Source organism: Paenibacillus sp. FSL K6-3182, assembly GCF_037976325.1.
Classification (GTDB): domain Bacteria; phylum Bacillota; class Bacilli; order Paenibacillales; family Paenibacillaceae; genus Pristimantibacillus.
Genome location: NZ_CP150265.1, coordinates 2898269 through 2912406 on the forward strand (window position 1 = coordinate 2898269; position 14138 = coordinate 2912406).

14 protein-coding genes are annotated in these 14138 nt (G+C 46.4%); 13 read left to right on the top strand and 1 reads right to left on the bottom strand.

The genetic code is table 11. From position 1 onward, the window contains the following. The 11 genes from MHH56_RS12395 to MHH56_RS12445 all read left to right on the top strand — a co-directional run bounded on the left by MHH56_RS12395 (window position 1) and on the right by MHH56_RS12445 (window position 9860). Window positions 1-1248 carry a DUF58 domain-containing protein gene (locus tag MHH56_RS12395; RefSeq protein ID WP_339208542.1) on the top strand — a complete coding sequence of 416 codons (1248 nt, stop codon included), beginning with the start codon at window positions 1-3 and terminating at the stop codon, window positions 1246-1248. Next, window positions 1245-3500, top strand: a complete 2256-nt coding sequence (locus MHH56_RS12400) for a transglutaminase domain-containing protein (protein WP_339208543.1) — start codon at window positions 1245-1247, stop codon at window positions 3498-3500. The genes MHH56_RS12395 and MHH56_RS12400 overlap by 4 nt, the downstream gene beginning before the upstream one ends. A 116-nt stretch (window positions 3501-3616) precedes the next feature. Next, the gene (locus tag MHH56_RS12405; protein ID WP_076270071.1) at window positions 3617-4141 is read left to right on the top strand and encodes a YqeG family HAD IIIA-type phosphatase; all 525 of its coding nucleotides are present in this window, start codon (window positions 3617-3619) and stop codon (window positions 4139-4141) included. After that, window positions 4141-5265 (top strand): ribosome biogenesis GTPase YqeH, encoded by a 1125-nt coding sequence (gene yqeH / locus MHH56_RS12410; protein ID WP_076270070.1) that lies wholly within the window; start codon window positions 4141-4143, stop codon window positions 5263-5265. Before MHH56_RS12405 ends, yqeH begins: the two co-directional genes overlap by 1 nt. A gap of 38 nt (window positions 5266-5303) precedes the next feature. Beyond that, on the top strand, window positions 5304-6164 hold the full coding sequence (aroE, locus tag MHH56_RS12415) for a shikimate dehydrogenase (protein WP_339209577.1): 861 nt from the start codon (window positions 5304-5306) through the stop codon (window positions 6162-6164). A gap of 59 nt (window positions 6165-6223) precedes the next feature. Then, the gene (yhbY, locus tag MHH56_RS12420) at window positions 6224-6529 is read left to right on the top strand and encodes a ribosome assembly RNA-binding protein YhbY (RefSeq protein WP_076270069.1); all 306 of its coding nucleotides are present in this window, start codon (window positions 6224-6226) and stop codon (window positions 6527-6529) included. A 110-nt stretch (window positions 6530-6639) separates the two neighbouring features. Continuing rightward, on the top strand, window positions 6640-7230 hold the full coding sequence (gene nadD / locus MHH56_RS12425) for a nicotinate-nucleotide adenylyltransferase (RefSeq protein WP_339208544.1): 591 nt from the start codon (window positions 6640-6642) through the stop codon (window positions 7228-7230). Beyond that, the gene (gene yqeK, locus MHH56_RS12430; RefSeq protein ID WP_339208545.1) at window positions 7220-7774 is read left to right on the top strand and encodes a bis(5'-nucleosyl)-tetraphosphatase (symmetrical) YqeK; all 555 of its coding nucleotides are present in this window, start codon (window positions 7220-7222) and stop codon (window positions 7772-7774) included. The genes nadD and yqeK overlap by 11 nt, the downstream gene beginning before the upstream one ends. A 21-nt stretch (window positions 7775-7795) precedes the next feature. After that, entirely contained in the window at window positions 7796-8143 is a 348-nt protein-coding gene (gene rsfS / locus MHH56_RS12435; RefSeq protein WP_054027809.1) for a ribosome silencing factor, read from the top strand. Beyond that, window positions 8140-9096 carry a S1-like domain-containing RNA-binding protein gene (locus MHH56_RS12440; RefSeq protein WP_339208547.1) on the top strand — a complete coding sequence of 319 codons (957 nt, stop codon included), beginning with the start codon at window positions 8140-8142 and terminating at the stop codon, window positions 9094-9096. The genes rsfS and MHH56_RS12440 overlap by 4 nt, the downstream gene beginning before the upstream one ends. Next, window positions 9093-9860: a class I SAM-dependent methyltransferase gene (locus MHH56_RS12445; RefSeq protein ID WP_076270065.1), complete on the top strand. Its 768-nt coding sequence runs from the start codon at window positions 9093-9095 to the stop codon at window positions 9858-9860. The genes MHH56_RS12440 and MHH56_RS12445 overlap by 4 nt, the downstream gene beginning before the upstream one ends. 1266 nt (window positions 9861-11126) lie before the next feature. Here the strand turns inward: MHH56_RS12445 and MHH56_RS12450 are convergent. Further along, window positions 11127-11360: a hypothetical protein gene (locus MHH56_RS12450; RefSeq protein WP_339208548.1), complete on the bottom strand. Its 234-nt coding sequence runs from the start codon at window positions 11358-11360 to the stop codon at window positions 11127-11129. A 265-nt stretch (window positions 11361-11625) separates the two neighbouring features. Here MHH56_RS12450 and nrdI point away from each other — a divergent pair, with 265 nt between their 5' ends. Further along, window positions 11626-11985 (top strand): class Ib ribonucleoside-diphosphate reductase assembly flavoprotein NrdI, encoded by a 360-nt coding sequence (gene nrdI / locus MHH56_RS12455; RefSeq protein ID WP_076270063.1) that lies wholly within the window; start codon window positions 11626-11628, stop codon window positions 11983-11985. After that, the gene (gene nrdE, locus MHH56_RS12460; RefSeq protein ID WP_076270062.1) at window positions 11972-14056 is read left to right on the top strand and encodes a class 1b ribonucleoside-diphosphate reductase subunit alpha; all 2085 of its coding nucleotides are present in this window, start codon (window positions 11972-11974) and stop codon (window positions 14054-14056) included. The genes nrdI and nrdE overlap by 14 nt, the downstream gene beginning before the upstream one ends. The last annotated feature ends 82 nt before the right edge of the window (window positions 14057-14138 follow it).

Here is a 14138-nt window from a genome sequence, read left to right on the forward strand (position 1 = left end):
ATGACAGCGGCCAAATCTTCGAAGCTGCGGATGCAGCTTGTCGCAGTCATTTATTTGACCAGTCTGTTCTACTTTTTATTTCAAGGCGGCAAAACCGCGATGATGCTCTTCATGATTTTGAATTTATTAATTATTTATTTAGTGCTTGGCAGGTGGAGCGGAATTAACAAGGTGACGGGCAGCAGAGTGTATGCGATGCCTGGAGCAACAACAATCGATCAATCTTTATCAGCAGGCAGCACGCTTGAAGTAAGCCTTTCCATGAAAATTCCTGGCTATTATCCGCTTCCATACGTCATTGTTAGAGATCAGCTGCATCGTCATAATGGGCAAAGGCTGGCTTTCGAGACTTCCTTCGTGCCGAATTGGAAGCGTGCGGGCCATGTCGTGTATCAAACGCCTCCACTGCAGCGCGGCGAGTACCGATTTACTCATACAGAGTGCTTATCTTATGATGTATTCGGTTTGTTCGAGCATTCAGGGAAATTCGGATCAGAGACAGTGCTTAATGTGCTGCCTCAGACAGTTCCGCTTAGACAGTGGAATGGCATTCAGCGCGGAATTCGCGGTCCTTACTCTCATGCCATCGCGTCGCGCTCAGCGAAGGAAACGACACAAATTAACGGCGTTCGTGAATATTTATACGGAGACCGTTTGTCACGTGTCCATTGGAATGCGACGGCGAAGACGGGCGAGTGGAAATCGAAAGCTTTCGAGCGTGAGTCATTGCCGCGTACGCTTGTCATCCTTGATCGACATTCAAGCAGCTACAAAGGTGAACTCGCGACTCGCTTCGAATTAGCCGTATCCGTTGCTGCATCATTGCTCGAGAACGGTCTCAAAAGTGATACGGCAATGGGGCTGCTCTCCATTGGCGATTCCATGACATTCGTTACACCCAAATCAGGCATTGATCAACGAAATATGGTGATGAGGCATTTAACCTTTGTAGATGCAAATGCAGCGCGGCCTTTGTATCCGTCGCTTCAGCAAGCTGATTCTACGATTGAAGCCGGAAGTTTTGCAGTCCTAATTACTCCTGAGACTGGCGCGGATGTCATTCGAAGCATGGAGTGGCTCTCACGCAAAGGAATTACCCCTTGCTTGATCCATATCTCCTCGTCGGTTGATTTATTAAGCCATAATACTTCTTGGAAACGTGTCTTGCGCGAACGCGGCTGGCCGGTATTTGAAGTTCGTCAGCTGCAAGAGCTCCCAACAGTTTTAGAAGGGAGTGGAATTGCATGAAACAGCTGATGCGATCAATTGGTGTCTATTTAACAATGGACTGGTTTGAGAAGCTTAGATTCATATTTATTGCAATTATTCTAGCCAATGTAATTACTATATTTGAAGGTTATTGGTGGGACGAAACGTACGCCATTGCCTATTACACTTTATTTGCGGCGGCGGCAATTGATCTATTGCTTCCTATGCGCAGGAAATATCTGAAGCTTGTTCTTCAAGTAATAGCAGCTATTTTCATTACATCGCAATGGGCCAGAATGGAATGGATCGTTGCAAGTCCGCAGCGCTGGCAAGAGTGGCTCTGGTGGCTGCAAGTACATCTTGTTCAGCTCAATCCATTTATATGGATAAGTGGAGCGATGCTCATGCTCTACGTGCTTTTTGGAATATGGACGATTACAAGAGTTCGAATGTTCGGATTTGTAGGCGTAAGCATTTTGGTTTTAACCATCGCAGATTCCTTTACGCCCATCTGGCTGTGGGATGAAGTGGGGATGGTCGTCTTTATTGGGCTGCTCTGGCTCGTCGCTGGCCATTTGTCGAGGCTGAAGCGAGAGCATCCGAACAGTTGGAAAGAGCTAATCGAGTATCCGCTGCGATTAATGGTGCCGATTGCACTCGTATTATCGATTCTCATGATTGTAGGATTGAATATGCCTTCAATTGCTCCTATTCTTCAGGATCCTTATACGATCTGGAAGGAAGCTAAAGGGGAGAGGGTTCAGGTGTTTTTAGGCGATAAGGGCACAGATGTCATATCGCCGAACCGATCAGGCAATGCGAGCTCCGGATATAGTCGAAGCGACGATAAGCTTGGCGGTGGATTTGAATTTGATTATTCACCGATGATGACCGTCACGACCTCGCATCGCAGCTACTGGCGCGGGGAGTCCAAAGCTTTTTACACGGGTGACGGATGGATTGATGTAAGTCCCAGGCTTGCTGGCGAAGAAAATATTCTAGTTGTGAAGGGTGAAGCATTCCCTTCATTAGATGATCCGCCAAAAGCTGGGGTTAAGCAAGTCAATCAGATTGTTACGATGATTCGAAAGGATGTTTATCCGGTTCTTTTTGCTGCTGCACCACTTTCGAAGATCAACTGGATTGAAAATGAAGAGGCAGCTATTCCAACCAGCTTGAGATGGGAGCCTAGCTCAGGCGAGCTGCGGCTGCTGAACTGGTCCATGCAAAACCGCAAATACCCGCAAACGTATTCGGTTACGTCGTCTGTACCTGTTATAGATGAAGCGCTGCTGAGGACATCCAAAGCTGGCTGGTCAGATAAGGAAGAGGCTTCACGCCATTCATTTTACTTGCAATTGCCTGAATCATTGCCTGATCGAGTCAAACAGCTTGCAGAGCAGGTCACCGCTGGAGCAGCTAATGATTATGATAAAGCTAGATTGTTGGAGTCGTATTTAAGGCTAAATTACAACTATAATAATTTGCCCGATGAATCAAAGCTCACAGGATCTACCAGCGATTTCGTTGATCAATTTCTGTTTGAGCTGAAAGAAGGCTATTGCGATTATTTTTCCACTTCAATGGCCGTTATGGCGCGTAGTTTAGGCTTTCCGACGAGATGGGTTAAAGGATTTGCTCCTGGTGCGCTTCCAGCTAGTGACTTCGGCCCTCCAGGCGGTTATAGGGAGGAAGAAGTAAATCCAAGCGGTGCAGGCACCTATACGGTTCGAAATTCAGATGCTCATTCTTGGGTAGAAATTTATTTTGAAGGTACAGGCTGGATACCATTCGAAGCAACAGCGGGATTCTCATTCCCGTATACGCTGCCTGAAGAAGAGGTTGCTGCTTTGCCAGATCTAGATATAGGCGATAACGATGCTGCAGCAGCTGGAGATACAGAAGGTTCATCAAGCTCGCAGGTTTGGTTATGGAGCTCCATATCACTACTCATCGTTGCTGCAATTGCATGGCTCATTATTCGTCGTGACAAGCTTATCTTTTCTTGGAGAAAGCTCCGCCATGGATCATACACAACCAATGATCGAATCGTACTTGAGACGCAAAAGCTGCTGCGCATTTGCAAAAAGCGTGGAATGGAGCGCGAAGACCATGAGACGCTGCGCGAGGCCGTATTGCGCTGGTCGCAAAATCAGAAGCGGCTGCGTGAAGATTTTAAAATTGTGCTGAATGGGTTTGAGCAAGCAAAATACAGCCCCGTTATGGCGTCATCCGAAGAAGCGGATCGTTTCGTCGTTAAAGTACGCTCACTCATTGATCAATTAAGATAACATACGAACAAATACCGCTCGCCAGAGAAATTGGTAGCGGTATTTTTTTGCAACAAATTTAGTTTGTATGGTATAGTTTCGTAAGATAGCAAGCAGAAAGCAGAGGGATATCCATTATGTTTGAACGGCTGTTGCCGCATATGCGCGTCAATACAGTATATGAAATTAACTTAGATGAGCTGCATGCAAGAGGCGTTCGCGGCATCATTACGGATTTGGATAATACGCTTGTCGGTGCCAAGGAGGCGTTAGCTACGCCTGAGCTTGTGCAGTGGCTTGATTACGTACGTTCTCGGGGCTTTCAGGTTGTTATCGTATCCAATAACAACGAGACACGCGTCGGGAAGTTTGCTGCGCCGCTGAATATTCCATATATTCATGCTGCTCGCAAGCCAGCTGGCAAATCGTTCAAGAGAGCGCTTAGTGTACTCCGCCTTGCACCTGAGGAAACCGTCGTAATCGGAGATCAGATGCTGACGGATGTGCTTGGGGGTAACCGTATGGGGTTATACACCATCCTTGTCACGCCAATCGCTCCTGCTGATGAAGGTATAATGACACGAGTGAATCGTCGTATTGAACGAATAGCGTTAGTGCGTTTAAGGAAAAAAGGGTTATGGTATGAGGGGGAAACAAAGTGATGGAACAACAACTTAGTCAGGCATATGGATCATGTGCGGGCTGTGGAGTGGCGCTTCAGATTAAAAGTTCTGATTTGCCAGGTTATTTGCCGGAAGCGGCTGTCGGTCGCGAACCGGTTATTTGCCAGCGATGCTTCCGAATTCGCAATTATAATGAAGCTTCATCCGTAGCGGTTGATCAGGATGACTTCTTAAAGCTGCTTGGCAGCATCGGAAATACGGATAGCCTCGTTGTGCATATTGTCGATCTGTACGATTTTGAAGGAAGTTTGATTTCGGGCTTGCAGCGTTTTGTCGGAAACAATCCAGTGCTGCTTGTCGTGAACAAAATCGATTTGCTGCCAAAAGCGATGAATGTCAATCGACTTCGGAATTGGGTTCAGAAGCAAGCAAAGGAAGAGGGACTGCGCACAGTCGATGTGGTCCTATGCAGCGCGAAGCGGAATATGGGCTTCGAGCGGGTTATTGAAGCGCTTGAGCAGTACCGGAATGGCCGAGATGTCTATGTGGTTGGCGCGACGAATGTCGGCAAGTCGACCTTGATTAATCGTCTAATTAGAGATTACAGCGATATGGAACGTGAGCTGACTACTTCTCGTTATCCGGGAACAACGCTTGATGCCGTTCATATTCCGCTTGAGGATGGGAAAGCGATTATAGATACCCCAGGTATCGTCTATACGACACGTATGACAGAGGTTGTACCGCGGAGCTTCCTAGGCTCACTATTGCCGGACAAGCCAATTAAACCGCTCGTCTATCAATTGAACTCGGGTCAATCGCTGTTTATTGGCAGCCTTGTTCGATTCGATTTTGTAGAGGGTGATCGCCAATCCTTTACGTTCTATGTTTCAAATGCGCTCAACATGCATCGTACGAAGCTGGAGCGGGCGGATGAGTTGTATGCAGATCACCGTGGGCAATTGCTCGGAGGACCATCGCTTGAAGAACTAGAAACGATACCGGCTTGGACAAGGCATTCACTGCGCGTTAAGCGCGGCTTGAATAAGGACGTATTTATATCCGGTCTTGGCTGGATTCAAGTGAACGGTACTGGTGGAGCTGTGATTGACATTTATGCGCCGAAGGGCGTTAAGGTCATGCTTCGCGACTCGATGATCTAAACACATGTCACTTGGAAGGGGAATTCACTGTGACGAATATGGGCGCAGGAAACCAGATTGACAGCAATACGCTTTTGTTCGGCGTCATCGGTGATCCGATAAGGCATTCGAAATCACCTATTATGATGAACCGTGCCTTTCGGGAAACGGGAATTAACGGTGTATACACTGCTTTTCATGTTACGAGTGATCGTATCGGAGATTTTGCCGCTGGTGTTCGTGCAATGGGCATTCGCGGTGTCAATGTTACGATCCCCCATAAGCTGGACATTATGTCCGTGCTTGATGAGATCGATGCAAGCGCGCAGGCGATTGGCGCGGTTAACACGATTGTCAACGACGCTGGCCGTCTAATCGGATATAACACCGATGGCATTGGTTATGTGCGTTCGTTGAAGGAAGAAGCGGAGCGTGAGCTTGCCGGCAAACGAATCGTCGTTATCGGCGCGGGCGGCGCAGCCCGCGGCATCATTTATGCTCTAGCAAACGAGAATCCTGCGCGAATTACGGTGGCCAACCGTTCCGTAGACCGGGCAAAAGAGCTTGCAGATTCATTGCAAAATAAAGTAGATATTGAAGCGATTTCGAATGATGAGCTGCAAACCGCATGCGAGCAAGCCGATATCGTGATTAACACGACATCAGTAGGCATGTTCCCTCATACGGAGGAGACGCCAATTGATGCAAGCTGGCTGAAGCTGGGCGCGGTTGCAAGTGATTTAATATACAATCCTTTAAAAACGAAATTTTTGCAGCAAGCAGAGCTGCGCGGCTGCCGCGTTCATGGCGGGCTTGGCATGTTTATTTATCAGGGCGCATATGCCTTTGAATATTGGACAGGCCAGCCAGCACCCGTCACAGCGATGCGCGAAACGGTACTTGCTTCATTGCAAGGCTAAACTTATTTATTGAATCAATCAAACAGACGAATTATTGAGATGAAAGAAGGAACACTATTATGCTTACAGGCAAACAAAAACGATATTTAAGAGCGCTAGCTCATCATTTGACACCGATTTTCCAAGTCGGAAAGGGCGGCACTAACGATCACCTCGTTCGTCATATCGAGGAGGCGATTGAGTCGCGCGAGCTTATCAAAGTATCTGTTCTTAACAATTGTCTGGACGATCCTAAGGAAATCGGCGTTGAAGTTGCTAAATCAGCAGGCGCAGAGCTTGTACAAGTGATCGGCAAAACGATCGTTCTATACAAAGAATCCAAGGACAACAAACAAATCGAGCTTCCTACAGCTGCTCGCAAATAATATGGACCGAGACTTGCGCGGCGAATGCAGCTTTTTGTCATAAAGGGCATACTAGAAGAGACGATAGCTGTTAACGCTTCGACTTTGCTTGATAGGGAGGCGTTCAACAAGTGAGTAAGATAGGAATTATGGGCGGCACCTTCGATCCCATCCATATCGGTCATTTGATTGCTGCAGAATCCGCACGAGAGCAGAGCGGCTTGGACGAGGTGTGGTTTATTCCGTCATACGGACCACCGCTCAAGGCGAATGAGCCAGGCGTTAGCGGTGAGCGGCGCTACGAAATGGTATGCGATGCTATCGAGAGCAACAAGGCCTTTCGAGCGCTTGATATTGAATTGCAGCGTGGCGGTGTGAGCTATTCCTACGATACGATCGTAGAGCTGCAGGGACGCTATCCGAACCATTCTTTTTCCTATATTATCGGTTCAGATCGCATCAATGACCTGCCGAAGTGGCATGAAATCGAGCAGCTAGCTGCTCGAATATCATTTATTGGATTAGAGCGTCCAGGCAATCCGGTCGATATTTCCGCACTGCCGTTTTTTTTGCAGGAGCGGGTCTGCTTGGTTCACATGCCTGCCATTGCGATTTCTTCAACAGCGATTAGGAGCAAGGTAAAAGCTGGGCAGTCTGTTCAATACTTAGTGCCTGATTCGGTGAATAGCTACATGAGGAGGTACAACCTGTATGAATCGTGAGCAAATGATCGAAAAAGTAAGAGCGGAAATGCCTGAGCGAAGATGGCTGCATACACAGGGAGTTATGGAAACCGCGGTCATATTAGCTAATAGGTTTGGCCAAGATGCTGTACGAGCTGAGCTTGCTGCCATTTTGCATGATGTTTCTAAGTACTGGAATGTCGATCGTATGCAGAAGGTCATACGCGATCAAGCATTGCCAGCAGAGCTTTTGCTTTATGATAAAGAATTATGGCATGCTCCTGTTGGGGCGTGGGTAGCCGAACATAAATTTGGTGTGGCGGACACCGAAGTGCTTGACGCTATTCGCTACCATACATCAGGTCGCCGCGGCATGTCGCAACTTGAGAAAATTGTTTGCCTTGCCGATTATATGGAACCAGGGCGAGAGTTTCCAGGAGTAGACAAAATTCGAGAGCTTAGCGAGCATTCATTGGATCAAGCATTGCTTGCTGGCTTTAACTCTACAATTTCCTTCTTATTAGAAAAAGGAAAACGAATATTTCCGCTAACAATAGAAGCAAGAAATAGTTTATTAGAATAATATTTAACAGGAGGCTGAGCTATGGCGTTACATTCGGATCAATTGCTTCAAATCACAGTCGCAGCAGCAGAAGACAAAAAAGCGGTGCGCGTTGTTGCTTTGAACTTAAAAGAAATTTCCTTGGTGGCGGATTACTTCGTCATTTGCAGCGGTAACTCGGATACTCAAGTACAAGCTATCGCAACAGAAATTCGTAAACAAGCTGAGAAAAATGGCAATCGCGTGCGTGGAATCGAAGGTATGGATTCGGCAAGATGGGTGCTGATTGACCTCGGCGACGTTATCGTTCACGTATTCCATCGCGATGAGCGTGAATATTACAACATTGAGCGGCTATGGTCCGATGCGAAGGTTGTGGAGTTTGCATGAGTTTTGTAGCCGGAACAACTTTGACTTTAAGGGTGGCACGCGAGGTGTCGCCCTACGGCTATTTTTTGAGCGATGAAGAATCGGATGTGCTCATGCATTATACCGAGCTTGTAGGCTCTAAGCCAAAAATCGGCGATGCAGTGGAAGTATTCATTTTTTACGATTCCGAGGATCGATTGGCTGCTACGATGAAGAAGCCGCTTCTCCAACTAGGTGAGCTTGCTCGCCTGAAAGTAGCGGACGTTCATCCAAGGCTTGGCTGCTTCCTAGAAATGGGGCTTGGCAGACAATTGCTGCTTCCGCTATCGGAGCTGCCGGAGAGTATTGAATACAGACCTCTTCCTGGCGATGAAGTATTTGTTGTGATGAAGCATGACAAAATAGGAAGACTTGTAGCGAAAATTGCTTTTGAAGAGGAACTCTCGGAGCTTGTCTTCCATGCACCTGAGAGCTGGAATAATCAATGGGTCGAAGGCTGGGTAACTAAAACGCTGCAGCTCGGCTCATTCGTTATGATTGATGGCGGCGTTGTAGGGTTTGGCGTTTATGGGCTTATTCCAAGCGCAGAACGAATCCGTCCGCTTAGACTTGGTGAGCGTGTAAGCGCTCGTGTTACTTTCATTCGTGAGGATGGCAGAGCAAACCTCTCCATGGCGCAGCGTAAGGAAGTAGGACGTTTGGAGGATGCTGATCGACTGCTTGCCTTCATTAAAGAACGACCAGGCGGCGGAATGCCTTACTCTGATCAGACAGATGCCGACATTATTAAACAAAAATTCGGGATTAGCAAAGGCGCCTTCAAACGCGCTTTAGGCAAGCTGATGAGAGAAAGGCTTGTCACTCAGAAAGGCAGCTGGACATATTTGGCTGAACCGTCTGATGCGACGACGGAGCAAGCAGGAGAGCAAGCGAACGCTTCAGGCTCCTCAGCTGAAGGAGCTGACGGGCAATGACACGCTCTTATGGACAGTTCGCTACTGTCTATGATCAGCTGATGGAGGATATGCCCTATGCAGAATGGCTGGGCTTCGCAAGGGCCGGCTGGTCGCGCTATGGCATGCCTGCTACTGTCGTAGATCTTGGTTGCGGTACAGGGAGCATCTCGATTCCGTTAGCACGCTCGGGTTTCCATGTGTATGGAATCGATTTGTCATCGGACATGCTTACCGTCGCGCGCAGCAAGTGGGATGAGACGCCTCAGGCTGTTACGAGACCGCGCTCCGGTTCGATTCGGTGGCTGCAACAGGACATGCGTGAATGGGAGCTGCAAGAGCCCGTTGATGCGGTCATTTCGTTTTGTGATTGTTTGAACTACTTGACGGAGGAAGAGGATATTGAGGCGGCTTTCCGCGCTACCTATGCTGGCCTTCGCAGCGGCGGTTCCTTTTTATTCGATATGCATCCGCCAAAGCAGCTCATTCGTTATGCGGAAGAACAGCCCTTTGTGCTTGATGAGCGTGATGTAGCCTATATATGGACATGCGACTTTGAAGAGGAGCGCTGCGAGATTGAGCATAACCTAACGATATTCTCGCGTGACCGCGATTCAAAGTTTTATCGATTTGAAGAATCACATGTGCAGCGCGCTTACGATCCAGACTGGATCGAGTCAGCTCTGTACCGTGCGGGCTTTAAAACGGTTGACCGTTACGCAGATTTTGAGCTGAAGCCAGCTGACAGCGAGTCAGAGCGTTTGTTCTTCGCAGCAATCAAATAATATGATCCACTAGAGATGGGTGTCTCATAGAGTCTAACTAGACTTTATGGGAAACCCTTTTTTGATCTGTCCGGCCATTCGCAGAAAACGCCGCTTTAAAAGAGACGACAATAGGAGACTATGGTGCGTTAGTACCTATACGTGCTTACAGAGTGGAATCGTCATGAGAGTACGCTCGAAAGTGCGCTGTAAGAACACATATGCGCTTATAGAGGAAAAGCAACCATGGTTTGTGGTGGTTAAGCACACATATGTGCTTAATGAGTGGAATCGTCATGAGAGTAAGCTCGAAAGTGCGCTGTAAGAACACATATGCGCTTATAGAGTAAAAGCAACCATGGTTTGTGGTGGTTAAGCACACATATGTGCTTAATGAGTGGAATCGTCGTGAGATCACGCTCGAAAGTTCGCTGTAAGAACAAATATGCGCTTATAAGGGAAAAGTAACTCTGATTCGTGATCTGTAAGAACACATACGTGCTTACAGAGTGGGATCGTGGTGAGAGTATGCTCGAAAGTTCGCTGTAAGAACACATATGCGCTTATAGAGGAAAAGCAACCCTGGTTTGTGGTGGTTAAGCACACATATGTGCTTAATGAGTGGAATCGTGGTGAGAGTATGCTCGAAAGTTCACTGTAAGAACAAATATGCGCTTATAGAGGAAAAGCAACCCTGGTTTGTGGTGGTTAAGCACACATATGTGCTTAATGAGTGGAATCGTCGTGAGAGTACGCTCGAAAGTTCGCTGTAAGAACACATATGCGCTTATAGGGGAAAAGTAACTCTGGTTTGTGGTCTGTAAGCACACATATGTGCTTAATGAGTGGAATCGTCGTGAGAGTACGCTCGAAAGTTCGCTGTAAGAACACATATGCGCTTATAGAGGAAAAGCAACCCTGGTTTGTGGTGGTTAAGCACACATATGTGCTTAATGAGTGGAATCGCCGTGAGATCACGCTCGAAAGTTCGCTGTAAGAACAAATATGCGCTTGTAGAGGAAAAGCAACCCTGGTTTGTGGTGGTTGTGCACACATATGTGCTTAAAGAGTAGGATCGAAGTATGAGTTGGTCTGTATAGATGTCGATTGCAATGTCGAAGTAGAAACATTGCAATCGACATCTATATCTAGTGTGAGTGTCGAATTTTGACGAAAAATATTCTGATTGTAAAATTTTATCAACAGCGTTTTGGTGAACGAGAAGTGCTATCGATTTCTTGAATTATTCGCTTGTATATATCTAGATCTTGTGACTCGTATATCATGTTATTCCCGAAGCGCATCTTTTAATCGGCTGTTCATGCCTGCGGAAGCAGACGCTTTTCGTATCGATTCAAGCTTCATTTTCTTGATTGTTTCGGCCATTAGATCTTGATCTTTTTCAAGTTTTTCGATGTATTCAAGCAGCTCCGGCACTGTATATCCGGCATCTTTGAACAGTTTTTCTAGCAATGCTCTTGTTTGTTCTGCAGTTGTGTTTACGATTTTCAGGACCCCCAAAATAGCAATAAAATGTCACTATCACATCATATCCTCATCTGTTAAAATAGTCGAGTGCGCCAAAAAAATAGATTAATATTTTCTCCATAATTTTCATTGACTACTCCTATATATTGATGTAGAATCAAAAACATCAACTACATATTGATGTGGATTGGTGCCTTCAACGATTACCAGCGGTATATCTTGAACAAGCGCAGCTGACGGAATTGCTAGTCAGAAGCGCTTTTTAATTGCTTGATTACAGTAAGGGAGCGAACGTGTTATGCTAGTCGTCTATGATTCCAAAACAGGCAACGTCAAGCGTTTCATCAAAAAATTGAATATGCGGGCGGTGCCGATTGATGAGAGGGAAGAAGTTGACGAGCCGTTCGTGCTAGTAACATACACAACAGGGTTCGGCCAAGTTCCAGAGAAGGTAACTTCGTTTCTAGAAAGCAACTCTGGCATGCTCCGCGGCGTTTCTGCGAGCGGCAACCGCAACTGGGGAACCGGGTTCGCAAAAAGCGCGGATACGATCTCACAAATGTACGATGTTCCAGTGATTTTGAAGTTTGAATTGTCAGGTACGAATCAAGATACGCAACATTTTGTCGAAAGGGTGCGAACCATTGAAGCATATTGAATTGAATAACGAATTGATGCAGCGCGGTGCAGACGGATTTTACCAGCTTGATAAAGATAAAGAGGCTGTCGCTGCATTTATGGAAGAAGTGGCTGAGAAGAGCGTGAAGTTCGACTCCCTCAAACATAAGCTAGAATACTTAATCGAAAACGATTATTACGATAATGTATACGAAAAGTATACATATGAGCAGGTTGAAGCTGTATTTACACTAACGGCAAACAGCGGCTTTGAATTCCAATCCTACATGGCAGCATCGAAGTTCTATAAGGACTACGCGATGAAGACCAACAACAAATCGCAATACTTGGAGCAATATTCCGATCGTGTAGCCATCGTTGCCTTGCATTTGGGCGAAGGCGATGCAGCTAGAGCACTTCGAATTGCGGAAGCGATGATTGACCAACGTTTGCAGCCAGCTACCCCTACCTTCCTCAACGCAGGCAAGAGCCGCCGCGGAGAAATGGTTTCCTGCTTCCTGCTAGAAATGGACGACTCTCTTAACTCCATCAACTATGTACTCGGCACATGTATGCAGCTCTCCAAAATCGGTGGTGGCGTAGCCGTCAACCTATCGAAGCTTCGTGGACGCGGTGAGCCTATTAAAGGCGTAGAAGGCGCAGCAAAAGGCATTATGCCGGTGCTGAAGCTTATGGAGGATGCTTTCTCCTACGCAGACCAAATGGGACAACGCAAAGGTTCTGGTGCAGGCTACTACAATATTTTCGGCTGGGATATTATCGAATTCCTTGATTGCAAAAAAATTAACGCAGACGAAAAAGCACGTATTAAAACTCTTTCGATCGGCCTAATTATTCCGAATAAATTTTATGAGCTAGCTGCTCAAAACAAACCGCTATTCGTGTTTGGTCCACATTCCGTTCAGAAGGCATACGGCAAGCATCTCGACGATATGGATATGGACGAGATGTACGAAGAGCTGCTGGCTAATGAGCTGGTAACGAAGAAAAAAGTAATGAACGCACGCGACATGTTGACAAAAATCGCTTCGATTCAACTAGAATCTGGCTACCCATATATTATGAACAAATCGAATGCTAACAGCGTTCACGCTTTGAAGGATATCGGCTCTATCAAAATGTCCAACCTGTGCACAGAAATATTCCAGCTTCAGGAGACATCGGAAATTAAGGATTACGGCTACGAGGATGTCATTAACCGTGATATTAGCTGCAACCTTGCTTCCCTTAATATTGTTAACGTAATGGAGCACAAAAAGGTGAAGGAATCGGTACATGTTGGTATCGAAGCTTTGACGACGGTTAGTGATTTGTCTAATATCGACAATGCACCAGGCGTTCGCAAAGCAAATGAGGAGCTTCACTCCGTAGGACTTGGCGCAATGAATCTGAATGGATACCTTGCCAAAAACAAAATCGCTTACGAAAGTGAAGAAGCGAAAGATTTTGCCGGCGTATTCTTTATGATGATGAACTACTATTCCATTGAGCAAAGCATGGAAATCGCCAAAGAGCGCGGGATTACTTTCAAAGACTTCGACCGTTCGGAGTATGCGAAGGGCACATACTTCACTCGTTATGTGGAAAATGATTACCGTCCAAAAACAGACCGCGTGAAGGAATTGTTCGACGGTATGGAAATTCCATCACCTGAGGACTGGGCTGCACTTAAAGTAAAAGTTCAAGAACACGGTTTGTACCATGCATATCGTCTGGCGATTGCGCCTACACAAAGCATTTCGTATATCCAAAATGCGACTTCAAGCGTAATGCCCATTGTTGAGCATATCGAGACACGTACGTATGCAAACTCAACTACTTATTATCCAATGCCTTATTTGGCGCAGGAAAATTACTTCTACTACAAATCGGCTTACAACATTGATCAGTTCAAGCTGATTGATCTTATTGCAGAGATCGGACAGCATATTGACCAAGGTATTTCGACTGTACTGCATGTTAACAGCAATGTGACGACTCGTGAGCTGGCGCGCTTCTATGTTTATGCTGCTCAAAAAGGTCTTAAATCGCTTTATTACACAAGAACGAAGCGGCTTTCCGTTGAGGAATGCACGAGCTGCGCAGTTTAAAATATAAGAAAGTATATGATTTTCATATACTTTTCTTATATTTCTCCGCGAAACGAAAGCTATGCCTCTAAAAGACGGCATA

Coding starts and splice junctions, on each gene's coding strand:
- MHH56_RS12395 (WP_339208542.1), top strand. CDS start 1: ATGACAGCGGCCAAATCTTCGAAGCTGCGGATGCAGCTTGTCGCAGTC.
- MHH56_RS12400 (WP_339208543.1), top strand. CDS start 1,245: ATGAAACAGCTGATGCGATCAATTGGTGTCTATTTAACAATGGACTGG.
- MHH56_RS12405 (WP_076270071.1), top strand. CDS start 3,617: ATGTTTGAACGGCTGTTGCCGCATATGCGCGTCAATACAGTATATGAA.
- yqeH (WP_076270070.1), top strand. CDS start 4,141: ATGGAACAACAACTTAGTCAGGCATATGGATCATGTGCGGGCTGTGGA.
- aroE (WP_339209577.1), top strand. CDS start 5,304: ATGGGCGCAGGAAACCAGATTGACAGCAATACGCTTTTGTTCGGCGTC.
- yhbY (WP_076270069.1), top strand. CDS start 6,224: ATGCTTACAGGCAAACAAAAACGATATTTAAGAGCGCTAGCTCATCAT.
- yqeK (WP_339208545.1), top strand. CDS start 7,220: ATGAATCGTGAGCAAATGATCGAAAAAGTAAGAGCGGAAATGCCTGAG.
- rsfS (WP_054027809.1), top strand. CDS start 7,796: ATGGCGTTACATTCGGATCAATTGCTTCAAATCACAGTCGCAGCAGCA.
- MHH56_RS12440 (WP_339208547.1), top strand. CDS start 8,140: ATGAGTTTTGTAGCCGGAACAACTTTGACTTTAAGGGTGGCACGCGAG.
- MHH56_RS12445 (WP_076270065.1), top strand. CDS start 9,093: ATGACACGCTCTTATGGACAGTTCGCTACTGTCTATGATCAGCTGATG.
- nrdI (WP_076270063.1), top strand. CDS start 11,626: ATGCTAGTCGTCTATGATTCCAAAACAGGCAACGTCAAGCGTTTCATC.